Annotated in this window: 18 protein-coding genes; 2 read left to right on the top strand and 16 right to left on the bottom strand. The window is 74.0% G+C overall.

Annotated elements, in window-relative coordinates:
• Positions 1–16: 16 nt before the first annotated feature.
• The 5 genes from O7612_RS12610 to O7612_RS12590 form a co-directional block, all read right to left on the bottom strand.
• Positions 17–1096, bottom strand: a complete 1080-nt coding sequence (locus O7612_RS12610) for a BMP family ABC transporter substrate-binding protein (protein WP_282273327.1) — start codon at positions 1094–1096, stop codon at positions 17–19.
• On the bottom strand, positions 1093–2568 hold the full coding sequence (locus tag O7612_RS12605; RefSeq protein ID WP_282273325.1) for an amidohydrolase family protein: 1476 nt from the start codon (positions 2566–2568) through the stop codon (positions 1093–1095). The genes O7612_RS12610 and O7612_RS12605 overlap by 4 nt, the downstream gene beginning before the upstream one ends.
• Positions 2565–3587 carry a zinc-binding dehydrogenase gene (locus tag O7612_RS12600; protein WP_282273322.1) on the bottom strand — a complete coding sequence of 341 codons (1023 nt, stop codon included), beginning with the start codon at positions 3585–3587 and terminating at the stop codon, positions 2565–2567. The genes O7612_RS12605 and O7612_RS12600 overlap by 4 nt, the downstream gene beginning before the upstream one ends.
• A gap of 173 nt (positions 3588–3760) precedes the next feature.
• On the bottom strand, positions 3761–5026 hold the full coding sequence (locus O7612_RS12595) for a helix-turn-helix domain-containing protein (protein ID WP_282273320.1): 1266 nt from the start codon (positions 5024–5026) through the stop codon (positions 3761–3763).
• The gene (locus O7612_RS12590) at positions 5023–6492 is read right to left on the bottom strand and encodes an aldehyde dehydrogenase family protein (RefSeq protein WP_282273318.1); all 1470 of its coding nucleotides are present in this window, start codon (positions 6490–6492) and stop codon (positions 5023–5025) included. Before O7612_RS12590 ends, O7612_RS12595 begins: the two co-directional genes overlap by 4 nt.
• 73 nt (positions 6493–6565) lie before the next feature.
• Between O7612_RS12590 and O7612_RS12585 the strand changes: the two genes are divergently transcribed.
• Both O7612_RS12585 and O7612_RS12580 read left to right on the top strand, forming a co-directional pair.
• Positions 6566–7648 (top strand): NAD(P)-dependent alcohol dehydrogenase, encoded by a 1083-nt coding sequence (locus O7612_RS12585; protein ID WP_282273317.1) that lies wholly within the window; start codon positions 6566–6568, stop codon positions 7646–7648.
• Positions 7649–7857: 209 nt separating this feature from the next.
• Entirely contained in the window at positions 7858–10116 is a 2259-nt protein-coding gene (locus O7612_RS12580; protein ID WP_282273316.1) for a cytochrome P450, read from the top strand.
• Between the two features lie 274 nt (positions 10117–10390).
• Here O7612_RS12580 and O7612_RS12575 read toward each other — a convergent pair whose 3' ends face one another.
• From O7612_RS12575 to O7612_RS12525, 11 genes are all read right to left on the bottom strand, one after another.
• Positions 10391–11458, bottom strand: a complete 1068-nt coding sequence (locus tag O7612_RS12575) for a TauD/TfdA family dioxygenase (protein WP_282273314.1) — start codon at positions 11456–11458, stop codon at positions 10391–10393.
• 128 nt (positions 11459–11586) lie between these two features.
• Entirely contained in the window at positions 11587–11712 is a 126-nt protein-coding gene (locus O7612_RS12570) for a hypothetical protein (protein WP_255554102.1), read from the bottom strand.
• Positions 11713–11872: 160 nt separating this feature from the next.
• Positions 11873–13021, bottom strand: a complete 1149-nt coding sequence (locus tag O7612_RS12565) for a DUF6596 domain-containing protein (RefSeq protein ID WP_282273312.1) — start codon at positions 13019–13021, stop codon at positions 11873–11875.
• Positions 13022–13025: 4 nt separating this feature from the next.
• Positions 13026–13433 carry a YciI family protein gene (locus O7612_RS12560; RefSeq protein ID WP_282273310.1) on the bottom strand — a complete coding sequence of 136 codons (408 nt, stop codon included), beginning with the start codon at positions 13431–13433 and terminating at the stop codon, positions 13026–13028.
• Positions 13434–13596: 163 nt separating this feature from the next.
• Positions 13597–14877, bottom strand: a complete 1281-nt coding sequence (locus tag O7612_RS12555) for a HAMP domain-containing sensor histidine kinase (protein WP_282273308.1) — start codon at positions 14875–14877, stop codon at positions 13597–13599.
• Positions 14877–15548 (bottom strand): response regulator transcription factor, encoded by a 672-nt coding sequence (locus O7612_RS12550; RefSeq protein ID WP_282273306.1) that lies wholly within the window; start codon positions 15546–15548, stop codon positions 14877–14879. Before O7612_RS12550 ends, O7612_RS12555 begins: the two co-directional genes overlap by 1 nt.
• Before the next feature lie 50 nt (positions 15549–15598).
• The gene (locus O7612_RS12545; protein ID WP_282273305.1) at positions 15599–16864 is read right to left on the bottom strand and encodes a cation:proton antiporter; all 1266 of its coding nucleotides are present in this window, start codon (positions 16862–16864) and stop codon (positions 15599–15601) included.
• On the bottom strand, positions 16861–18198 hold the full coding sequence (locus O7612_RS12540) for a cytochrome P450 (protein ID WP_282273304.1): 1338 nt from the start codon (positions 18196–18198) through the stop codon (positions 16861–16863). Before O7612_RS12540 ends, O7612_RS12545 begins: the two co-directional genes overlap by 4 nt.
• Positions 18195–19271: an alpha-hydroxy acid oxidase gene (locus O7612_RS12535; RefSeq protein ID WP_282273303.1), complete on the bottom strand. Its 1077-nt coding sequence runs from the start codon at positions 19269–19271 to the stop codon at positions 18195–18197. Before O7612_RS12535 ends, O7612_RS12540 begins: the two co-directional genes overlap by 4 nt.
• Positions 19258–20829, bottom strand: a complete 1572-nt coding sequence (locus tag O7612_RS12530; protein ID WP_348774287.1) for an NAD(P)-binding domain-containing protein — start codon at positions 20827–20829, stop codon at positions 19258–19260. The genes O7612_RS12535 and O7612_RS12530 overlap by 14 nt, the downstream gene beginning before the upstream one ends.
• Entirely contained in the window at positions 20810–22327 is a 1518-nt protein-coding gene (locus O7612_RS12525; RefSeq protein WP_282273301.1) for an aromatic amino acid ammonia-lyase, read from the bottom strand. The genes O7612_RS12530 and O7612_RS12525 overlap by 20 nt, the downstream gene beginning before the upstream one ends.
• Positions 22328–22346: the final 19 nt, after the last annotated feature.

The following is a 22346-nucleotide window of genomic DNA, read 5'->3' as shown; positions in this document are numbered from 1 at the left end:
CGTCGGGCAGCGGGGGTCAGGAGCCGAGCTTGGCGACCGTCGCGGCGGTGTCGGTCTTGCCGCTGGCCACGTCAGCCACGAAGGCGTCCATCTTCTGGGTCTGCTCCGGGGTCGCCTTGCAGATCTTGACGGCCGGGTACGGGTCCTTGCCCAGCTCCCACTTCTTGGTGGTGCCGAGGGTCATCTCGCCCTTGGCGAACAGCTCCAGCGCGGCGGCGAAGTACGCGCCCGGATCGAAGATGACCGAGATGTCGAAGCGCGGGTCGGTCGAGTCGCACCGGTCGGTGCCCGGGGTCAGGGTGAGCGCGCCGCCGGTGTTGGCCAGCTTGGCGGCGGCGTCGGTGGCCCCGCCCAGGTACGGGTAGACGACCTTGACGCCCTGGCTGATCTGCGCCTGGACGGCCTCCCGGGCCTTCGCCGAGTCGTTGAAGTCACCGGTGTAGGTGGTCACCAGGGTCGCGTCCGGCACCACCATCCGGATGCCCGCCTTGTACGCCTTGGCGGCGTTGACCGAGAAGTCGGCCTCCATGCCGGTGACGAAGCCGGCCTTGGTGGCGTTCTTCTGCTGCATGACCAGGCCGGTGGCGTACCCGGCGGCGAGCATGCTCTGGTTGGGGTCGTCGCTGGACAGGGTGACCCGGGGCGTCTGCGGGATGTTCTCCGACGACGGCACGTACCAGGAGGTCTTGGCGCAGACCGGCTCCTCGGAGGCCGGGATGGCGTCCTTCAGCTCGGAGGCTCCGAGCGCGACCATGTCCACGCCCTGCTGGCACAGTGCGCGGGCGGCGCTGAGCGCCTCGGTCGGCGGCACGTTGCCGCGCTTGATGACCTGCCAGCCCTTCTCGGTGGCGAACTTCTCGGCACCGACGACGAAGCTCTCGTAGTAGCCGTTGTCGTTGATGTCGCCGGGGCTGAGCACCCCGATGACGACCTTGCCGTCACCGTTGGCGTCGGGCTGCCCGGCGGGGGCCGTACCGTTGCTGGCCGATCCGCCCGCCGACGGTGCGGTCGCGTCGTTGCTGGCGCAACCGACCAGGGCGAATCCCAGCGCCCCGGCGAGCAACGCCGCCGGACCCCGCCCAATCCTCATTGTCATGGTGCTGTCCCTTCACGTGGGGTCGGCGCGCGGCCCGGCACGGACCGGCGCGCGGAGTACTCGGTCGCTGGCACGGTGGGCCAGCGAGGGGGGATGTCGATGCCGGCCCGGCGCAGCAGGGCGGCCCGACGCTGGGCGGCCTCCTCGCGCAGGGCGTCGACGTCCACGGTGGTGATCCGCCCGTCGCGGACCACCAGCCGGCCGTCGACCAGGACGTCTCTGACGGTGTGCCCGGCCGCGCCCCAGACGAGCTGGGTGGGCAGGTCACCGCGGGGGATCCAGGGGATGGTCCGGGTGTCCAGGAGCACCAGGTCGGCGGCCTTGCCGACCTCGATCGAGCCGGTCAGCGCCCCGAGCCCGACGGCGGCCGCGCCGTCGACGGTGGCCAGGGCGAAGACCTCGTCGGCGCGCAGCGGGTCGGGTACGCCCCGGTCCCGCTCCAGGCCGGCGAAGAGTCGGGCGGCCCGCCACAGGTCCGGGGTGTCCCCGGCGTTGTGCGAGTCGCAGCCCAGCGCGAGCCGGCCACCGGTCCGGCGCAGCGCGGTGTGCCGGCCGGCCCGGCTGAAGCCCTGCCCGAGCCGCAGGTAGGCCCCCGGGCAGGAGGCGACGGCGGTGCCGGTCTCGACGAGCGCGTCGACCTCGGCGTCGTCGAGCCACACCGCGTGGCCGAGCAGCAGCCGGGGGCCGAGCACCCCGAGGTCACGCAGGTGCCGCACCGGCCGGGACCGGCCGGCGGCGGCGTAGGCGGCGGCGTCCTCCGGGCCGGGCGACAGGTGCCAGGTCATTCCCACGTCGAGCCGGTCGGCCAGCTCCGCCGCGCCGGTGAACAGCTCGTCGCTGACCAGGTCGTGCCCGACCAGGGTGACCCAGCCGGTGACCAGCGGGTCGCCGGCCAGGGCGGCGACGGTCTCTTCCTGCGCGGCGAGGGTGTCGGCGGCCGGCATGGCGTACGGCACGCCGGGGGCGTCCCAGCCCCAGCCGCCGACCCGGCCCCGGATGCCGGCGGCGCGCAGCCCCCGGGCGACCCGCAGCGGGTGCGCCACCGTGCCGGGTTCCAGCAGGGTGGTGACCCCGTAGCTGAGCGACTCGACGGCGGTGAGGGTGGCCGACAGCTCGTCGTCGTCGCCGGTGACCGCGCCGTGCAGCGGCACGATCCAGTCGAAGATCGCCTGCTGGGCCGGCACGTCGTCGGCGATGCTGCTGCGGACCAGCGGGTCGGCGGTGGTGTGCTGGTGGGCGTTGACCAGGCCGGGGACGACGAGGCAGCCGGTGGCGTCGAGTTCCGGGCTGCCCGGGTACGCCGCGCGCAGGGCCGCTGCCGGGCCGATGGCGGCGATCCGGCCGTCGACCACGGCGATCGTGCCGCCGGCCACGACCGCCCGGTCGGCCGCCATGGTGACGATGTCGGCGTCGACGACCAGCAGGTCGGCCGGGCGGGGGTCGGCGGTGCCCGCCGTCGGGACGGTGGTCATGGCCGGACGAGGATCTTGCCGATGAGGTCGCCGGACTCCTGCCGGGCGTACGCCTGCGCCAGCTCGGCCAGCGGGTACTCCGCTCCCCGGACCACCCGCAGGCCACCGGCGAAGAAGGCGTCGAGCATGTCGGCGAAGTCGGCCGGGGAGTACGCCCCCGCCCCGAGCAGCCGCAGCCCGCGCCGGTAGACGTCGGAGAGCGAGAAGCTGACCTGGTCGCCGGTGGTGTTGCCGAGCAGCACGATCCGGCCGCCGGTACGCAGGCTGGCCAGCGAGGTGGCCCAGGTGGCGCTGCCGACGTGGTCGACGACCAGGTCGACGCCGTGCCCGTCGGTGCGCTCGCGCACCTGCTCGACGGTCCGGTCGTCGAGGTCGAGCACGTCCGCGCCGAGGTCCGCGGCGACCGCCCGCTTGGCTTCGGTACGCGCCACCGCGAGCACCCGGGCACCGGCCCGGTGGGCGAGCTGGATGGCGGCGATGCTGACCGCGCTCGTGGCGGCCTGCACCAGCACCCACTCGCCGGGGCGGACCGCGCCGACGCGGTGCACGGCGTGCCAGCCGAGGCTCCAGGCGGTGGGCAGCGCGGCGGCGTCGGCGAGGTCGACGTGGGCGGGCACCCGGTGCGCCACGGTGGCCGGGACGGTGACGTACTCGGCGAACCCGCCGGGCCGGTTGCCGCCGACCACGGCCAGTGTCGGGCAGTAGCCCGGTTGACCGTTCTTGCAGGTGGCACAGGCTCCGCAGCCGATCGTCGGGTCGATCAGCACCCGGTCGCCGGGGCGTACCGTGGTGACCTGCGGCCCGACGGCGGTGACCTGCCCGGCGACGTCCATGCCGCCGACGTGGGGCAGGGCGAAGCCGGGGAGCAGGGCGGTCCGCCGCTGGAGCAGGTCGAGGCGGTTGAGGGCGGCGGTGTGCACCCGGACGACCACGTCGGTCGCGCCGGGCTCGGGGTCGGGCAGGTGGCGCAGGCGCAGCACCTCGGGGCCCCCGAAACCGGTCTGGACCATCGCGCGCATCGCAACCTCCCCCATGCTCTACCAGTCAATATGGCGTCTTGCATTGTGATTCTCGCTGCTTAGCGACGTACTCTGCCTGCGGGGCGGCGGCGTGTCAACGGCTTGCCGCAAAAGAGGCGGAACGGTTAACGAAGCCGGTCGTCCAGGCCGTTCACAGGCCGCCCAGCAGGGGATCAACCGGCCTCGGACGCGGCCAGCAGCTCCCGGGCAGCCAGCGCCGTACGCAGCACCGCGACCGTCTGCGGATCGAGCGGGTCGACCCCCAGCAACCGCTTGATCAGGCCCACCCGGTAACCCACCGAGTTGCGGTGCAGGTGCAGCCGTTCGCTGACCGCCTGCCGGCTGCCCCCGGTCGCCAACCAGCAGTCCAGGGTGCGCAGCAGGTCGTCCCGGTGCGCGATCGGCCCCAGGTGCCGGTGCACGAACCAGCGCAGCCGCTCGTCCGGCACGGCCAGCAGGACCTGCGCCAGTCCGGCCTGCCCGAACGGCAGCTCCGGCCGCCCGTCCGGTGCGCGCAGCAGCAGCCGCAGCAGCCGGTCGGCGTCCCGGAAGGAGTCCGTCGTCCGGGCCGGCCCGGTCACCGGCGCCCCGGCGACCACGCGTACCTGACCGGCCCCGACGATCTGGTCCAGCCGGACCCGCAACCGGGTCACCTCCCGGTCCACGTCGCCGTGCAGGAGGGTCCAGGCCCGTCGGCCCTCGGCCAGCATCGGCCGGTCCAGCCAGCTCAGCGCGGACGCCCAGCGGCGCGGCTGCTCCCCGGTGTACGCGATCCCGGCCACCGCGTGCGGCTGGTCCAGCCGCCAGCCGTACGCCGCGGCTGCCCGGAGCAGCTCCGCCTCGCCCGCCCGCAGCAGCTGGGTCTCGGCCGCCCGGGCCGGGCCGGCTCCGGCCACGGTCGGCGCGGGCGACCCGGCGGCCTCCCCGAGACCGTCGCGCAGCACCCGCAGCACCGTCGCGGCGTCCCGGACGGCGGGGGGCGGCGACTCGTGCCGGACCGCCTCGATCAGCAACGCGGTGGTCGCGGCCACCGCCAGCGCCAGCTGCCCGGCCGAGACCGGCTCGGCCAGCAGCAGCGCGCCGAGCCGCCGGTGCCCCGCACCGACCGCCACCGCCCGACCGGTCCACCCGTCGGCACAGCGGACCGGCGACGCCCCCACGCCACCGGCCCGACCGGCGGCCAGCGCCCGGCGTACGTCGTCCGGCGCGGCGTCCCGTCGGGGACCGCCCCGACCGTCGCTGGCGGCGAGCAACTCCCCCGTCTCGGCCACCAGCCGGCAGGCCGCTCCGGTGCGTTCGGCCACGGCGGCCAGCAGCTCGGGCCAGCCGGCACCACCGAACGCGAGTTCCGCGAGCCACTGGGCGAACGCGGCCGGCGACGGCGCGGCGGCGACGGCCAGCCGTGGTCGCGCCGCCGCCAGCTCACCCGGTCGGCTCACGCCGACGGTCGGTCGAGCAGCCGGACCGCGACGGCCTTCTCCTGGGTGTACTCGCGCAGCGCCGCATAGCCGCCGCCCCGACTGAAGCCGCTCTCCTTCTGCATGTTGAACGGGAAGCCGATCACCCCGGCGTCGTGGAACTGGTTCACCGCCACCTGCCCGGCCCGGGCCTGCCCGGCCACCCGCAGCGCCCGGGACACGTCGCTGGTCCAGATGCAGGCCAGCAGCCCGAAGTCGGTGCCGTTCATCAGCGCCACCGCCTCGTCGACGCCCCGGAAACCCTGCACCGCCAGCACCGGCCCGAAGACCTCCTCCCGGGCCAGCCGCATGTCGGAGTCGACCTGGTCGAAGACCGTCGGGGCGACGTACCAGCCGTCGTCGAACGCGGCGGTGGCCGGCTCACCGCCGGTGACCAGCCGGGCGCCGGCGCCCGGGGCCTCGGCCAGGAAACCCCGGACCCGCTCGTACTGGGCCTGGCTGACCAGCGGCCCCATGTCCAGGTCCTGGTCCCAGGGGCCGGTCCGGATGGCCGCCATCCCGGCGGCGACCCGCTCCACCACCTGCGCCCGGATCGACTCCTCGACCAGCAGCCGGGAGCCGGCGTAGCAGTTCTGCCCGGCGTTCTCGGTGATCGAGGCGATGATCGCCGGGACCGCCACGTCCAGGTCGGCGTCGGCGAAGACCACGTTCGGGGACTTGCCACCCAGCTCCAGCTTGACCGGGACGAGGTGCTGCGCGGCGGCCCGCATGACGGCCCGCCCGGTCACCGTCGAGCCGACGAAGCTGATGTGATCGATGTCGGGGTGCCCGGTCAGCGCCACCCCGGCCTCGGGGCCGAGCCCGGTGACCACGTTGAGCACGCCCGCCGGCAACCCGGCCCGCCGGGCCAGCTCGGCCAGCGCGAACGGGGACAGGGGCGCGACCTCGGACGGCTTGAGCACCACCGTGTTGCCGGCGGCCAGCGCCGGGGCGACGTTGGCCGCGGTGAGCACGGCCGGCACGTTCCACGGGATGATCACCGCGCAGACGCCGTACGGCTCGGGCCGGGTGTAGCCGAAGTAGTCCGGCGTACGGGTGGGCAGGGTGACCCCGGTGAGCTTGTCGGCGGCCCCGGCGAAGTAGTCGACGATGCCCTGGGTGATGTACATGTTGAGCCGCCCACCGGAACGGGGTTTGCCCACGTCACGCGCCTCGTGCACGGCGAGCTGTTCGACGTGCTCGCCGATCAGCGCGGCCCAGCGCGACAGGATCGCGCCGCGCTCGCTGGGCGAGGTGGCCGCCCAGCCGGGCGCGGCCCGACGGGCGGCGGCGACGGCGCGGTCGACGTCGACCGCGCGGGCACGGGCCACCGACTGGATGGTCTCCCGGGTGGCGGGATCGAGCACCGGCAGCTCGCCACCGTCGGCGGCGGCGGTCCAGTCGCCGTCGATGAGCTGGCGGGCGGTGGGAATGTCCAGGTCAGCCATGTGCGAATCCTTGACCCTTCACGTTTCACATGTCAAGATGCAATCTCGCTTTGTGAGTCACTAGGGAGGGCGCGTGCGGATCACAGCGGCGGTGCTGGAGAACGCGGGAGGGCCGTTCACCCTCCAGCAGATCGACCTCGCCGACCCGGGGCCGGACGAGGTGCTGGTCCGGGTGCACAGCGTCGGGATCTGCGCCACCGACCTGGAGTTCGCCAACTTCTTCCCCACCCCCGCGGTGCTCGGCCACGAGGGCAGCGGGGTGGTCGAGCAGGTCGGCGCGCGGGTCACCGGCGTCTCCCCGGGCGACCACGTCGCGATGAGCTTCACCTCCTGCGGCGACTGCCCGCTCTGCCGGGGCGGAAACCCCGCCTACTGCCGGCAGTTCGACGCGGTCAACTTCACCGGCCGGCGACCCGACGGCAGCACGGCGCTCTCCCGCGACGGGCAGCCGGTCAACGGCCACTTCCTGGGCCAGTCGTCGTTCGCCACCCACGTGGTCGCCCCGGCCCGCGCGGTGGTGCCGATCAGCAAGGAGATCGACCTCGGCGTGGTCGGCCCGTTCGGCTGCGGCTTCGGCACCGGGGCCGGCGCGGTGCTCAACGTGCTGCGCCCGGAGGTCGGGTCCTCGCTCGTCGTCTTCGGCGCCGGCGCGGTCGGCGTGGCGGCGATCCTCGCCGCACGGACGGCCGGCTGCGCCGTGGTCGCGGCGGTCGACGTCAACGCCGGCAAGCTCGACACCGCCCGGCTGCTCGGTGCGACCCACGGGGTGAACTCCACCGACGGAGACCCGCGCGAACTGCTGACCGCGATCGCCCCGCACGGCTTCGACGTCGCGATCGACACCACCGGGCGGGAGGACGTGCTGCGCCTCGCGGTCGAGTCGCTCGGCCCGCTCGGCCGGTGCGGCGTGGTCGGGATCGGCCCGAGCGAGCAGATGAGCTTCGAGTGGCGCAGCGTGCTCAACGGCCGCAGCATCACCGGCATCATCGGCGGCAGCAGCCTCCCGCAGGTCTTCCTGCCGAAGCTGCTGGACCTGCACGCCGCCGGCAACTTCCCGGTGGACCGCCTGATCACCCGGTTCCCGTTCGAGCAGATCAACGAGGCGGTGGCGGCGCTACGGTCCGGCGAGGTCGGCAAGGCCGTACTGACCCTCTGACCGGCCGGCCGGTCCACCGCGGCGGCGGTCCGACGTCGCCCCGGCCCGGCGGCACCCGCCGGCCCGTCCGGCCGCCATTGACGGCGATGCATCTTATCGTGAAACGTTGTCTCGCAATGTGAGCGACATTACCCTTGGCGTCAGACCCACACCCAGTGGCGCGGCTGGGCAACACCGCGCAGCGTCCCGCACCTGTGGAGCACGTCCCGATGACCGAACAGCAGCGCACCGCACCGGCCGCCGCGCAGACCGCGACCGAGGACCGGCCCGCGCCCTTCGACCACCACTCGGCCGAGTGCAACACCGACCCGGTGGGCTACTACCGCGAGTTCCGCCAGACCTGCCCGGTCGGCCGGACCGACGCGCACGGCGGTTTCGTCTACACCACCCGGTACGCCGACGTGGTCCGGATCGCCCGCGACGACGACACCTTCTCCTCCGCCCGCGCCACCGCCGGCGGTGACGGCACCGCCATCGTCATCCCCCGGGGCCCCGGCCTGGAGCAGTACCCGATCGAGCTGGACCCGCCCGCCGCGACCGGCTACCGCGACCTGATCAACCCGCTGCTCACCCAGGACGCGGTGGCCGAGCTGGCCCCGATGGTCGCCCGGCACACCACCCGGGTGGTGGACGCGTTCATCGCCGAGGGGTCGGTGGACTTCGTCCGCGACCTGACCAACCCGCTGCCGGCCGCCGTCACCCTCGACTGGCTGGGCTTCCCCGAATCCGACTGGGCCAAGCTCGCCGGCCCGATCCACGACATCTTCGCCGCCCTGCCCGGCAGCGAACGCGCCGCCCGTGGGGCCGCCGGCCTGGCCTACCTCGACCAGCGGATCCGGGAGCTGATCGTCGAGCGGCGGGCCGCGCCGACCGGCGACGCGGTGAGCTACCTGGCCGCCCAGCGCCGGGCGGACGGGGAACTGTTCGACGCCGACGAACTGGTGTCGGTCATCGGGCTGCTGATCGCGGGCGGGGTGGACACCACCACCTCGCTGACCGGCTCCACCCTGGTGCACCTGAGCCGGCACCCGGAGGACCGGCAACGTCTGATCGACTCCCCCGACCTGCTGCTCACCGCGACCGACGAGTTCCTCCGGGTGTTCGCCCCGTCGCAGTCGATGGCCCGTACCGTGCGCACCGACACCGAGGTCGGCGGCTGCCCGGTGACCGCCGGTGAGCGGGTGCTGATCCCCTGGGTCGCGGCGAACCACGATCCGGTGGTCTTCCCCGACCCGGAGCAGCTCCGGTTGGACCGCGACGCCGCCCGGCACCTGAGCTTCGGCATCGGCAGCCACCGCTGCGCGGGCGCGCACCTGGCCCGGTTGATGTTCCGCGAGATGATCACGCAGGTGCTCACCCGGCTGCCCGACTTCCAGGTCGTCGAGGAGGGGCTCGTCGCCTACCCCACCCGGGGCAACCAGAGCGGTTGGGACGCCATCCCGGCCGTCTTCACTCCGGGCCCCCGCCGCGACGCCGACGCGGCGGGGGCCCGGCCCACCGCCGGCCTGACCGGCGACCGGGAACTGGTCATGCTGGCCACCACCACCGCCACCGACGAGGTGCTCGAGGTACGCCTGGCCGACCCGACCGGCGCGGAACTGCCGTCCTGGGCACCCGGCGCACACCTGGAGGTGCGGCTGCCGTCCGGGCGGGTCCGGCAGTACTCGCTGTGCGGCGACCCGGCCGACACCCGGCAGTACCGGATCGCGGCCCTGCGCGAGCCCGCCGGCCGGGGCGGTTCGGTGGAGCTGCACGCGCTCGCCCGCGCGGGCGTCACCCTCTCGGTGCGCGGCCCGCGCAACCACTTCCCGCTCGTCGACGCCCCCGGTTACCTCTTCCTCGCCGGTGGCATCGGGATCACCCCGATCCTGGCGATGGCCCGCGAGGCCGACCGTCGGGGCGTGCCGTTCCGGCTGGTGTACGGCGGCCGTACCCGCGCCTCGATGGCCTTCGTCGACGAGGTGACGGCGCTCGCCGGGGACCGGGTGACCCTGCTGCCGCAGGACGAGGCCGGCCTGCCCGACCTGGGGGCGCTGTTGGACACCGCCGGGCCGGACACCGCCGTCTACTGCTGCGGGCCGACCGGCATGATCGACGCGTTGGAGCGGGTCTGCGCCGCGATCGGCCGGTCGGAACGGCTGCACGTCGAACGGTTCACCGCCGGGGACGACCTGGAGGTCGCGTTCGACCCGGCGACGAACACCGAGTTCGAGGTCCACCTGGCCCGGACCGGGGCGACCCTGCGGGTTCCCCGGGACCGCCGCATGATCGACGTGCTGCGCGAGGTGGTGCCCGGCCTGACCTACGACTGCGAGAAGGGCTACTGCGGCGCGTGCGAGACCCGGGTGCTGGCCGGTACGCCGGAGCACCGCGACTCGCTGCTGACCGACGAGGAACGCGACGCCGGCCGGAGCATGATGATCTGCGTGGGACGGTGCCGCTCCGAGCGGCTGGTGCTCGACCTGTAACGCCCTGACCCGGACGGGCCGACCCCTCGGGGCCGGCCCGTCGGGCTGTCCACGGCCGGGTGGCAGGCGCTGTCCACGGCCGGGTGGCCCGGGCTGTCCACGGCCGGGTGGCCCGGTCCGGCGCCACCCGCCGGGCCGCACCGGACACCGACGCCCGGTCCTGAGCGCCACCCGGCCGCGCAGCACCGGAGGGTGATCCGCCGGACCTACGCGGACGGCCCGCCGCGCCACGACTCTGGGGCGCTGCGGGCCGTCCTGACGAGGGGCCGGTGGGTCAGTTGCCCCACTCGAAGTTGGGCTCGACCGCCTCGGCGATGCGGAACCGGCCGCCCGGCGCGATCTCGCTGCCCCGCTCGGTCACCACGTGCTTGCCGAACCCGTCGACCAGCGGACGGCCGACGTCGCGCTTGAGCCACAGCCGCAGCAGGTGCCGACGGCGCTCCGGCTCCGGGAAGTCGACGTAGCCGGTACGCGAGTGCAGGGCGGCGTAGTTCAGCAGCCACTGCACGTCGCCGGGCTGGAAGTCCATGTCCAGCGCCAGGCCGGCGGACTGGGACACCTCGTCGTAGAGGTGCAGCAGCTCGATCTGCGCGTCGGTGAGCCGGGGCACCTCCGGGTAGTCCTGCGCCGAGAAGATCATCGAGCTGCCGGCGTAGGTGCTGAAGATGCCGTCGACGTAGCTGCAGATCGGCGAGGTGTAGGTGCGGGCCGGGGCGTCCGGGTCCTGCCGGTGCCAGTCCCAGTGCCACGACTCGAACAGCAGCGGCGCGAGGTCCGGCCGGCGGCGCAGGATCTCGTTGTAGATGGTGGTGCCGCTGACCAGGCTGCTCGCCCCGCCGGCCTTGGCCGCCCGCAGGCACATCAGCGCCACCACGTCGGAGCTGTCGGAGTGGAACGGCAGCCGGTCGCGGACCCGCGACGGCAGGGCCGACGGGTCGTCGAGGGTCTTGTTGGAGGTGGCGATGACGTGGTCGAGCACGTCACCCATCTGGTTCTGCCCCATCGGCACACCGAGGTGCAGCCCCATCAGGAAGAAGATCGCCCCGGCGAGGGTGTCGCCGTACTCCTCCGTGCGCAGACCCCGGACCAGGATGAAGCCGCGGCCGGAGTCGAGCTGGCGGGCGCACTCCTCGTTCAGCCCGGCGCAGGCCGGCAGCGGGTAGTCGGCGGCGGTCACCGTACGCAGGTCGGGGTCGTCGGCGACGAACCGGCGGCCGACGGTCTCCAGCTCGGCGCGCTCGGCGTCGCTGAGCTGGTAGACCCATTCGGTCGAGGTACGCAACTCGTCACCGCGCCAGGCGGACGGGCCGGAGATGGGGGCGAGATCGATTGCAGTGGTCATGATGGTGCGCTCCGAGGGTCGGTTCTGCGGGAAACGGGTCAATGTCCCGGGGCGGGCGTACCGCTACCGGGCTGATCAACGACGTGGGCGACCGCCGTGTCCCGCACGGGGGACGGCGGTCCTGCCCGTCAGAACGGGGTCTGCGGATCCCCGGCGGCGGTCCCGGGGCGCATGCCCTCCCGCGGCGGGTGTACCCGCAACGGCTCCTCGTAGCCGCGCACCAGCAATCCAGAACCTTGCGGAACTCGGATCATGGCGTTCTCCTGCGGCTGGCGATGATCGCCCCAGGCTAGCCAACCCTCGCCGCACCGTCAACAGAGACGGCATCTCGCAATCTGACTCACGCCGGACGTCGGACCGGGGCCGGACGGGGGGCGGCCGCCTACCCCGGTTCCGCCCGCTTCGCCCGGTCGGTCATCCCGGCCCCGTCGCGGCGTTGAGCCGGGCGGCCTGGCGGACCAGGTGATCACGTTCGGCGAGGTTGCCGGCCAACCGGGCCGCCTCGGCGTACAACCGGGCCGCCGTGGCCAGGTCACCGGCGCGCTCGTGCAGGTAGGCCGCCGCCGCGGCATACCGGGGCAACGCCGGGTCCAGCACCGCGAGGGCGGCCAGACCGGCGTGCGCCCCGTCGGCCTCGCCGACCGCCACCGCGCGGTTGAGCCGGACCACCGGGCTGTCGGTCAGCCGCGCCAACTCGTCGTACCACTCGACGATCTGCACCCAGTCGGTCTCCCCGGCGGCGGGCGCGTCGGCATGCAGCGCCGCGATGGCGGCCTGGGCCTGGAACTCGCCCAACCGGTCCCGGGCGAGGGCCGTCTGGAGGATCCGCACCCCCTCGGCGATCGCGACGGTGTCCCACCGGGTGCGGTCCTGCGCGGCGAGCGGCACCAGGCTGCCGTCGGGCGCGGTCCGGGCGGCCCGCCGGGCATGGTGCAGCAGCATCAGGGCGAGCAGCCCGGCCACCTCGGGGTGGTCGATCACCGCCGCGAGCTGCCTGGTGAGCCGGATCGCCTCGGCGGCGAGGTCGACGTCGCCGGAGTAGCCCTCGTTGAAGACCAGGTACAGCACCCGCAGCACGGTGGCGACGTCGCCCGGCTGGTCGAACCGTACGCCGGACACGGTGCGTCTGGCCCGGCTGATCCGCTGCGCCATGGTCGCCTCCGGCACCAGGTACGCCTGGGCGATCTGGCGGGTGGTCAGCCCGCCCACGGCACGCAGGGTCAGCGCGACCGCCGACGACGGGGTCAGCGAGGGATGGGCGCACAGGAAGTAGAGCTGGAGCGTGTCGTCCGCCCCGGACACGGGGCCCGGCGCCGGTTCCTCGACGACGAGGTCCTCCCGCCGACGGCGGGCGGTGTCCGCCCGGGTCGCGTCGAGGAACCGGTGCCAGGCCACGGTGACCAGCCAACCCTTGAGGTCGCGGGGCGGATCGACAGGCCAGACCCCGACCGCCCGCACCAGCGCGTCCTGCACGGCGTCCTCGGCCGCCGCGAAGTCGGCGCCCCGGCGGACCAGCGCTCCGAGCACCTCCGGGGTGAGGCGGCGCAGCAGGTCGGCGTCCATCAGGTCACTCGGTGATCGTCGGCGGCTCGGTGAGGAACGGGCGCAGCTCGAGCCACTCGTGGATCGGCTTCCCACCCGCCCCCGGAGCGGCCGACAGCTCCCCGGCCAGCTCGACGGCGCGCTGGTAGCTGTCCACGTCGATCACCATCCAGCCGGCGACGAGGTCCTTGGTCTCGGCGAACGGGCCGTCGGTGACCGGCGGACGCCCCTCGCCGTCGTACCGGACGAACGTCCCCTCGGGGGCGAGCGCCTGGGCGTCGACGAACTCCCCGGTGCCCTCCAGCCGCGCCGCGAAGTCGTTCATGTACCGCACGTGCGCCGCGATCTCCTCGGGCGTCCACCGGTCCATCGGTACGTCGTTGACCGCGGCCGGAGCCCCCCGGTAGTGCTTGAGCAGCAGGTACTTCGCCATCAGAATTCTCCTCGGTGCCGGTGCGGCAGCCGTTGCGGCCGCGTTCACCCCGGGGACGACGCCGCCGCCCCGTTCTCGACATCGCCGGCCACAATTTCTTCCCTGGGACGGTACGCGCGCGACGGTGTCGGCCCGCAGCGCCACTGCCGGCGCGTCGCCCGACTCACCGTCCCACGAGCTGCCGGGCCCGCAGCCGGCGGATCCCCGAGACCCGCTCCGTCGGAGGGGACGGCCGGGTCGCGGGCAGCCGCACGGTGAACACCGCGCCCTGGTGCGGACGCCCCTGCGCCTCGATGGTGCCCCGGTGACTCGTCACGACCTCCTGGAGCAGGGCCAGCCCCAGTCCGAAGCGGTGCTCCCCGGCACCCGCGCCGCGGTGGAAGCGGTCGAAGATGCGGCGCGCGTCCGCCTGGTCGAACCCGTCCCCGGTGTCGGCGACCACGAACTCGGCGTAGTCGCCCGCCGCCCGCAACGACACGTCGATCCGGCCGCCGGGAGGCGTGTGGGCGAGCGCGTTGGCGAGCAGCTCCCCGGCGACCCGGCGCAGCGCCGACTCCACCCCCGGCACCGGGAGGGGCTCGGTGGGCATGTCCACGGCCAGGGCGATACGGCGTTCCGCGGCGCGTTCGGTCTCGGCGGCGACCGCCGCCCCGACCAGCACGGTGAGGTCGACCGGCGGATCCGTCCGCCGGTCGGCGGGAGCGGCGGCGAGCTGGGCAGAGAGCAGCAGGTCGTCGACGATCTCGCCGAGCCGGCGGGTGCCGCCGATCAGCCGGTCCAGATCCTCCAGGTTGGCGGCGCTCCCGCCGGTACGCGCCCGCCGGGCCATCACCTGGGCACGGATGTGCACCTGGGCGATCGGGGTGCGCAGCTCGTGGCTGGCGTCGGCGATGAACCGACGCTGGCGGGTGAGCGCCTCGGCGAGCGGTGCGACGGCCCGCCGCCCGACGAGCGCGCCGGTCAGCACGGCCACCAGCAGCCCGACCGTCGCGGCGAGGGTGAACGCGAGCAGCAGGTGCCGGCGGTCGGACAACTGGAAACGCGCGTCGAACACCGCCTGGACGACCATCCCGTCGCTGCGGGACTCGGTGCGCACGTGGTAGGTCGTGCCGTTGCGGGTGACGGCTCCGACCTCGGTGACGCCGGTGGCGGCCACCGAGGTCAGCACCTCGGTCAGCGGGAAGCCCGACGGCGGCGGGTTGACCCCGGTGTCGGTGGTGAGACCGTTGTACTGGAAGATCCAGCTACAGGCGGGCGGACCGGCGATGGTGGCGTGGCTGGTGCCCCAGGCCAGTTCGCGTTGGATCTGGGCCTCCTGGCTGCGGACCAGGACGGCGTAGGAGATGCCGCCGGCCGTCAGCAGCAGGCCCCCGATCGCCAGGCCAACCAGCAGGCCGATCCGCAGTCGGGCCCGTCGGACCATCGCCTGCTCCACCAACTCCATCAGAGCCCTCCGAGCCGGTAACCCAGCCCGTGCACGGTGCGGATCACCGCGCGGCCGAGCTTGCGTCGAAGGTAGTAGACGTAGGTGTCCACTATCGACGCGGCGGCGGCCTCGTCGAAGACCCGGCGGCGCAGCTCGGCCCGGGAGTGCACCGTGCCGGGCTGGGCCGCCAGCACGCGCAGCAGCTCGAACTCACGGGCCGACAGCGCCACCCGGGTACCGTCGGGCAGCACCGCGTCGCGGGGGGTCAGGTCGAGCCGGCCCGCGCCGATGCGCAGGACGTTGGCCGACTCGGAGGTGCGTCGGCACAACGCCCGGATCCGCGCGCTCAACTCGTCCAGGTCGAACGGCTTCATCAGGTAGTCGTCGGCGCCCGCGTCCAGCCCGGCGATCCGGTCGCCGACCGTGCCGAGCGCGGTGAGCATCAGCGCCCGGGCCGGAACCCGCCGGGACCGCAGCCGGGCCACCAGGTCCAGCCCGTCCAGCGCCGGCAGCTTGCGGTCGATGACCAGCACGTCGTAGGTACGGGTCAACCCGAGGTGCAGACCCCGCTGGCCGTCCGCGGCGCGGTCGACGACGAACCCCTCGTAGACCAGTGTCTCGGTGAGTAAGCCCGCCAGTTCGTCGTCGTCCTCGACCAGCAGCAACCGGTTCGGTCTTTCCCCGCGCATGCGTCCACGATCCCACAGAGCAGCCTTAAATAGAGATAGCTATCTCTTTGTCATTTCGCCACCGCGAGCGCCGGCGGCTGGACCGCGTCGCGCCCCCGGGCCTCCCGTCGCTCGATAAGACTCAGCAACGGCGTCGTCATCATCGTCGTGACCAGCGCCACCACCACCAGCACGGTGAACAGCGACGCGTTCACGATGCCCGCCTCCAGCCCGACGTTGAGCGCGATGAGCTGCATCAGACCCCGGGCGTTCATCAACGCGCCCACCCGCAGCGCGACACCCTGCGACTCACCCCGCACCCGCGCCGCCGCCCAGCAGGCGCCGAACTTGCCGACGATCGCCGCGGTCACGCAGGCCAGCGCGAAGAGCAGCACCGGCGCGCTGCCGAGCAGCCCGAACTCCGTCCGCAGCCCCGAGTAGGTGAAGAACAGCGGCAGGAAGACCGTCGCGGCGACCGGGGTGAGGGTATCCACCACCCGGTCGGTGTTCGCGCTGTGCGGCATCACCACCCCGACCGCGAACGCGCCGAAGACCGCGTACAGGCCGATCTCGTCGGTGTACCAGGCGACCAGGAAGAGCAGGGCCACCGTGCCGAGCACCCGGGCGTTGTCGTTGAGGCGGGGGCTGGTCATCAGCGCGGTGGTCACCCGACGCCCGACGAACCAGAGCACCAGCCCGAACAGGATCGCCCCACCGGCGGTGACGATCGCCGGTCCGGCCCGGCCGGAGGCGAAGGCCAGCACCACGGCCAGCATGATCCAGGCGACCATGTCGTCGAGCGCGCCGCTGGCCAGCGACAGGGTGCCGTGCCGGGTGCCGGCGTGCCCGCGTTCGGTGATGATCCGGGCCAGCATGGGAAAGGCGGTGATGGCCAGCGCGACGCCGACGAACGCCGCCGAGACCCCGAGCGACGTCCCGTCGGCCCGCATCGGCACCGCGTCCGCGGTCACCAGCACCAGCGCCACCCCGAGCACGAGCGGCGCGGTCACCCCGGCCAGCGACACCAGCCCCGCGGTGCCGGCGAGTCCGGTGACCCGGTGGGCGCCGAACGCGTACCCGGCCTGGAACATGAACAGCACCAGACCGACCTGACCCACCACGTAGAGCACCGGCAGCAGGGCGGTCGGGAACAGGGCGTCCTTGACGTCCGGCAGGACCAGGCCGAGCAGCGACGGGCCGAGCAGCACGCCGGCGAGCATCTCGCTGACCACGGCGGGCTGCCCCACCCGGCCGAGCAGCCAGGCCACCGCCTTGCAGAAGATCAGGATCACCGCGACCGCGATGAAGAACCGCGGTGCCAACTGGGTCGGGGTCACCGGACCGCCTCCTCGAAGTAGTTGGTGCACAAGCGTTGCCGTCGGGCGTCGACGACCATCCACGCGCCGAGCACGAGTTGCCGGATGCCGCGCCCCACGTCAGCCCAGCGGTCCCGGGACCGCATCGCGGCCAGCCGGAGCCGCCCCGGGCCGGCCACCCCGGCCGGGGTCAGGTACGCCGGTCCCCGGCTGGGCAGCGACCGGCTGTGGGCGACCGAGGACGCCAGGGCGTACCGGCGCAGCACCTCGCGGGTGGCGGCGCGCAACATCACCGGCGCGACCCCGCGCGCCGGGCAGGCCCGGTTCGCGGTGACGCCGTACGGGATGAAGTGGGCGTCGCGGTGCCGCAGCGTCCGCCACCGGTCCGGGTCGAACCGGTCGTCGGCGGCCGGTCCGCTGCGGTGGAAGGCCAGGTAGTCGAAGAGCAGCACCGAGCCGGTGGGCAGGGTCGCCCCGGTCGGCAGAACGATCGGCGCGGACGTGATCCGGTGGGCGACGCCGAAGAGGGGATGCACCCGCAGCGTCTCGTCGATCACCCGGTCCAACGCGTCGTCGTCGAGGCCGCGCTGGAGGTCCGGACGGGTGGCCAGCGACAGCAGTACGTGCGCCATCGCCTCGGCCATCTGCACCACGGCGGTGGTGCCGAACGCGCCGTGCAGGTACCAGGCCGTCTCCTCGGCGGTGAACGGCGCCGGCAGGGTCACCGGGCAGGTACCCGCCTCGACCCGCCCGCGCAGGTAGCGGGTCAGCGGGTACCGCCGGTCCAGGTGCCGCAGGCCGGTGCACTTCAGGGCGGCGGCCACGTCGGTGGCGTTGGTGACGATCAGCGCCCGGACCTCCGGCGGGCACTCCTCGTCGAAGATCAGCTCGTGGAAGACCTCCGCCCAGACCGGCATCATCAGGTCCCGCAGCCGGACATGGTGGATCCGCCCGGCCGGCAACTCGTCGAGCACCCGACGGGTGGCCGCGGTGGCGAGCGCGTCGGCACGCTGCGGACGCACCGCGAGCACCCGCCGGGTCACCGCCGCCACCGCCCGGTAGCGCTCCCCCGGTTCCAGGTGCTCCTGGTGCATGTGCGGGCCGGGTGAGAGCCAGTACCAGAACAGGTCGGACAGGCCGGCGCCCCGGCTGCGCCCGTCGGCCGCCGGGTCCGCGTAGACCCGCTCGAAGTGGTCGACGTCGACGAGCGGGCCGGGCACCGGGATGCCCTCACCGCCGTTGACCTTGGCGAAGACCCACTGCCGCAGCCGCACCACCGTGGCCGGCAGCCAGCGCGGCAGGGTGCCGACCACCCCGAGCGCGACCAGCACGCCCACCACCACCGGCGCGCTCACCCCGGGGCTCCGGTGGTGACGAGATCGGCGTCGAGGTCACCCGGCCGTGCGACGCCGACCAGCGCCAACGCCCGGTCGAGATCGGCGCGCACCAGGTCGAGCACGTGCCGCACCCCGGCCGCGCCGCCCGCCGCGAGCCCCCAGAGCACCGGACGGCCGAGCAGCACGGCCGTCGCGCCGAGGGCCAGCGCCACCAGCACGTCGGCCCCCCGCCGCAGGCCGCCGTCGACCAGCACCGGTATCCGCCCGCCGACGGCCGCCACGACGCCCGGCAAAGCGTCCAGGGTGGCCAGCGCCCCGTCGAGCTGCCGGCCGCCGTGGTTGGAGACCAGCACGCCGTCCACCCCGTGCTCGACGGCGAGCCGGGCGTCGGCCGGGTGGAGCACCCCCTTGAGCAGGATCGGCAGCGAGGTGAGCCCGCGCAGCACCTCGATCAGCTCCCAGCCCACCCGGGCGTTCATCTCGACGTCCCGGACCCGCCCGCCCGCGTCCCGCATGTTCTCGCAGACCAGGCCGGGCGGCAGGTCGACGAAACCGTGCCGCAGGTCGCGCTCGCGCCGGCCGAACACCGGCGAGTCGACCGTGACGACCAGCGCCCGGCAGCCGGCGGCCACCGCCCGCCGTACCACGGTCGCGGTGAACTCCAGGTCCGCGTGCGGGTAGAGCTGGAACCACAGCGGCCCGCCGGCCGCCGCGATCTCCTCGACCGGCCGGGTGGCCGCCATGCTCACCACCATGACCGTGCCGGCGTCGGCGGCCGCGCGGGCGGTGGCCACCTCGCCCTCGGGATGGGCCAGCCGGTGGAACGCGGTCGGCGCCACCAGCACCGGCATGCTGACCGGGCTGCCGAACAGCGAGAGCCGCAGGTCACGCTCGCCGGGGCCGCGCAGCACCCGGGGCCGCAGCCAGCGCCGGGCGAAGGCCGCCTCGTTGGCCCGCAGGGTCCGTTCGTCCCCCGCCCCACCCGCGAAGAAGTCCCAGTGCACCGGATCCAGCCGACGGCGGGCGGCGGTGGCCACCTCGGCCAGGTTCAGCCCGAGCCCGTCGACGGCCAGCACGTCAGTCCCCGACACGGCGCAGGCAACGGTCGACGAACGCGGCCAACGGCGTCACGTGCACGTCCGGCCGGTCCCAGCGGTTCTCCAGGTTCTCCGCCAGGTGGTGCGTCGCGACGACCTGCCCCGCCCGGTGGTGGCGGACCACCGGGTGCAGGTACGCGGCGTCGTGCGCCTGGCCGACGACGTCCTGGGCCACCCGGCGGACCGTGACGTCGAACGGGTCCACCTGGTCGTGCTCCGGGCCGTACTCCAGGGTGACCACGAAGGCGTCGGAGTAGTCGTGGTCGGCGGTGCGCAGGCCGGTGCCGGCGAAGTACGCCACCGGCACCTCCTCGTGGTAGCGCGCGTCGGTGCCGGCGACGGTGACCACGTCGGCGAGGACGTCGAACTGCTGCCACAGCGCGGAGGTGCGGTTGACCCGGGCGATGATCGCGTCGGTGATCGCCGCCCCGGTCGCGTCCAGCTTCTCCGCCGGCCACGGCGTGTCCCCGTACCGGCGTTCCAGGATCCGGTGCAGGCTCCGGACGGCGTAGCGGAAGCCGTGGATGAAGCCGTTGGTCGAACGCTTGAAGTCCCGTTCCTGGGTGATGGTGCCGGCGAAGAACAGGTCGGGCACGTTCACCGACTCCCACTGCGCGGTCTGCGCCGGGAACCGGTCCCGGATCGCCAGCTCCGGCCGGCAGGAGTCGTCGAAGATCGACGGGTCGAAGGCGAACCCGGTGCAGACCAGCACCCGGTCGTAGCGCAGCTCCTTGACCACCTCGTCGGCCCGGGAGAACGCGAAGCTCACCGTGTAGCCGTCGTCGTCGCGGGTGATCCGCCGGACGGTGCCGTCCAGGATCGCGTTGGCCGACTTGAGCTGGTAGGTGTCGAGGAAGTTGTTGTTCACCGCGCGCAGGTGCCCGACGTAGTGGGTCCGCCAGGCCATCCGCACCGAACTCGGCCCGGCCAGGTGGATCAGCGTGGTGGTCTCCATCAGGCTGTCCGCGGTCTCGAACGCCGAGTTGCCCTTGCCGATGATCAGCACCTTCTGGTCGAGGTAGTCGCGCGGGTCGACGGGCATGTCCGCGTACCGCTCGGCCAGCTCCAACCCCGGGATGTCCGGCAGGTACGGCCGGGACACCCCGGTGGCGACCACCACCCGGCGGGCCCGGAAGGTCTCCCCCGCGTGCACCTCGAAGATCCCGTCCACCTTGGACACCGAGGTCACCCGCGCGCCGTAGCGCACCTTCACCCCGGTCTTGGCGGCGAAGTCGGCCAGGTAACGGACCATCACGTCGGCGTCCGGGAAGTACCGCTCGGTGTACGTGGTGAACCGCAGCGCCGGGTCGTCGGTGAGCAGCGAGTTCCAGTCCAGCCGCAGGTTCAGCTCCGGATCGTCGGAGCCGGTGTGCGGCTTGTTGATGGAGATGAGCTGCCGGTGCCGGGGATAGGTGGCGAAGAACGCGCCGGGGATGTCCGCACCCTCCAGCACCAGGTAGTCGCGCCGGCCGTCGGCCTCGAGCAGCGCGGCCAGTTGCAGGCCGGCAGGTCCGGCTCCGATGATCAGGTAGTCAAGCGTCACGACGGCCATCCAGGGTGAGAGAGGTCAGCGGGAGTCCGAGTTCGTCCACGACGTCGGCGGCCCGCCGGACGTCGCTGTCCAACGGGCGGTCCGGGTCGACCGGCGGGATCGCCGCGGCCAGCGCCGCCAGCGCCTCGCCGCAGCCCGGCGCGGTCGGCGTCCGCGCCCCCACGTACGCGGCCTGCCGCAGCCCCAGTGCCAGCGAGCCGACGATCAGCCGGAGCAGCCCGGCCTGGTCGAAGACCCGCAGGGCGGCCTGGGTGCCGAGCGGGATGACGTCCTGGTTGTGCAGGTTGGTCGGCAGGCTCTGCATGCTCGCCGGCATGGCGTCCCGGCGGATCTCGGCGACCAGCGCGGTCGAGGCCAACTGCACCCCCTGCAGCCCGTGCTGCTGCCCCGGGCCGGCGGCCAGCATCGGCGGCAGGCCACCGTTGCGGTGCGGGTCGACCAGCAGGTCGAGCTGCCGTTCGGCGAGGTTGCCCAGCTGGGCCACCACCATCGACAGCAGGTCGGCGGCGAACGCGGCCGGCTGCCCGAAGAAGTTGCCGCCGTGCACCACGAGGTCCTCGTCCGGGAAGAACAGCGGGTTGTCGCTGACGCTGCCCAGGTCGGCGGCGACCACGGCGTCGACGTGGCGCAACGCGTCCTCGGCCGCGCCGAGCAGCTGCGGGGCGCACCGGATGCTGTACGGCTCCTGCAGGGGGCGCTTGCCGGACGGCACGAGCCCGTCGCTGACCCGCCGCATACCCGCGCCCACGTCGATCGCGCCCGGGTGGCCGTAGGCCCGCAGCAGCCGGGCGTCGAGGAACTGCGGGTCCGCGCCGAGCAGGTCGGCGAGCAGGCAGGTGAGCACCTGCTGTGCCCGGTGCACGGCCCGGACGGCGGACAACGCCAGCGCCGTCGCCGCGGTCGTCAACGAGGTGCCGTTGACCAGGGCCAGGGCGTCCCGACCGTCCAACGGCAACGGCTCCAGGCCCGCCCGCGCCAGCGCCTCGGCCGCCGGCAGGCGCACCCCGTCGAGGTAGGCGTGACCGCGACCGCGCAGCGCCTGGGCCGCCGCGCCCAGCGGGATCAGGTCGCCACTCGCGCCGACCGAGCCCCACCTCGGCACCGCCGGCACGAAGGTGGTGCCGAGCATCGCCGCCAACGCGTCGACGACGTGCGGGGACACCCCCGACGCGCCCTGGGCCAGCGACCAGGCCCGCACCAGCACGGTCGCGCGCACGATCTCGGGGGCGAGGTCCGGACCGTGGCCCGCGCCGAGGTGGGCGAGGGTGTTGTCGGCCTGGTCGCGCAGGTCGGCGCGGCCGGCGTACCCGACCAGGGCGCCGAAGCCGGTAGTGCTGCCGTACACCGCGCGGTCCTCACCGAGCACCTCGGACAGGAAGACACGGGTGTGCGTGACCCGGTCGCGGACCTGCGGCCCGACCACGACCCGGACCGGGTCGCGGGCGGCGCTCAGGTCGGCGATCCGCAGCGGGGCCGCGAGGTCTACCTCTGTCGTCATGCGACCGGACCCTAGAGAC

Origin of the sequence: Micromonospora sp. WMMD987, from assembly GCF_029581435.1 — a bacterium.
Lineage (GTDB): Bacteria > Actinomycetota > Actinomycetes > Mycobacteriales > Micromonosporaceae > Micromonospora > Micromonospora rifamycinica.
This window is presented reverse-complemented; position numbering and strand designations above follow the sequence as displayed.

Bases quoted from the DNA above. Each gene is read 5' to 3' on its own strand.
- O7612_RS12525 (WP_282273301.1), bottom strand. From the start codon at position 22,327: ATGACGACAGAGGTAGACCTCGCGGCCCCGCTGCGGATCGCCGACCTG.
- O7612_RS12575 (WP_282273314.1), bottom strand. From the start codon at position 11,458: ATGACCACTGCAATCGATCTCGCCCCCATCTCCGGCCCGTCCGCCTGG.
- O7612_RS12555 (WP_282273308.1), bottom strand. From the start codon at position 14,877: ATGGAGTTGGTGGAGCAGGCGATGGTCCGACGGGCCCGACTGCGGATC.
- O7612_RS12590 (WP_282273318.1), bottom strand. From the start codon at position 6,492: ATGGCTGACCTGGACATTCCCACCGCCCGCCAGCTCATCGACGGCGAC.
- O7612_RS12565 (WP_282273312.1), bottom strand. From the start codon at position 13,021: ATGGACGCCGACCTGCTGCGCCGCCTCACCCCGGAGGTGCTCGGAGCG.
- O7612_RS12560 (WP_282273310.1), bottom strand. From the start codon at position 13,433: ATGGCGAAGTACCTGCTGCTCAAGCACTACCGGGGGGCTCCGGCCGCG.
- O7612_RS12570 (WP_255554102.1), bottom strand. From the start codon at position 11,712: ATGATCCGAGTTCCGCAAGGTTCTGGATTGCTGGTGCGCGGCTACGAG.
- O7612_RS12605 (WP_282273325.1), bottom strand. From the start codon at position 2,568: ATGACCACCGTCCCGACGGCGGGCACCGCCGACCCCCGCCCGGCCGAC.
- O7612_RS12530 (WP_348774287.1), bottom strand. From the start codon at position 20,829: ATGGCCGTCGTGACGCTTGACTACCTGATCATCGGAGCCGGACCTGCC.
- O7612_RS12550 (WP_282273306.1), bottom strand. From the start codon at position 15,548: ATGCGCGGGGAAAGACCGAACCGGTTGCTGCTGGTCGAGGACGACGAC.
- O7612_RS12600 (WP_282273322.1), bottom strand. From the start codon at position 3,587: ATGCGCGCGATGGTCCAGACCGGTTTCGGGGGCCCCGAGGTGCTGCGC.
- O7612_RS12610 (WP_282273327.1), bottom strand. From the start codon at position 1,096: ATGACAATGAGGATTGGGCGGGGTCCGGCGGCGTTGCTCGCCGGGGCG.
- O7612_RS12580 (WP_282273316.1), top strand. From the start codon at position 7,858: ATGACCGAACAGCAGCGCACCGCACCGGCCGCCGCGCAGACCGCGACC.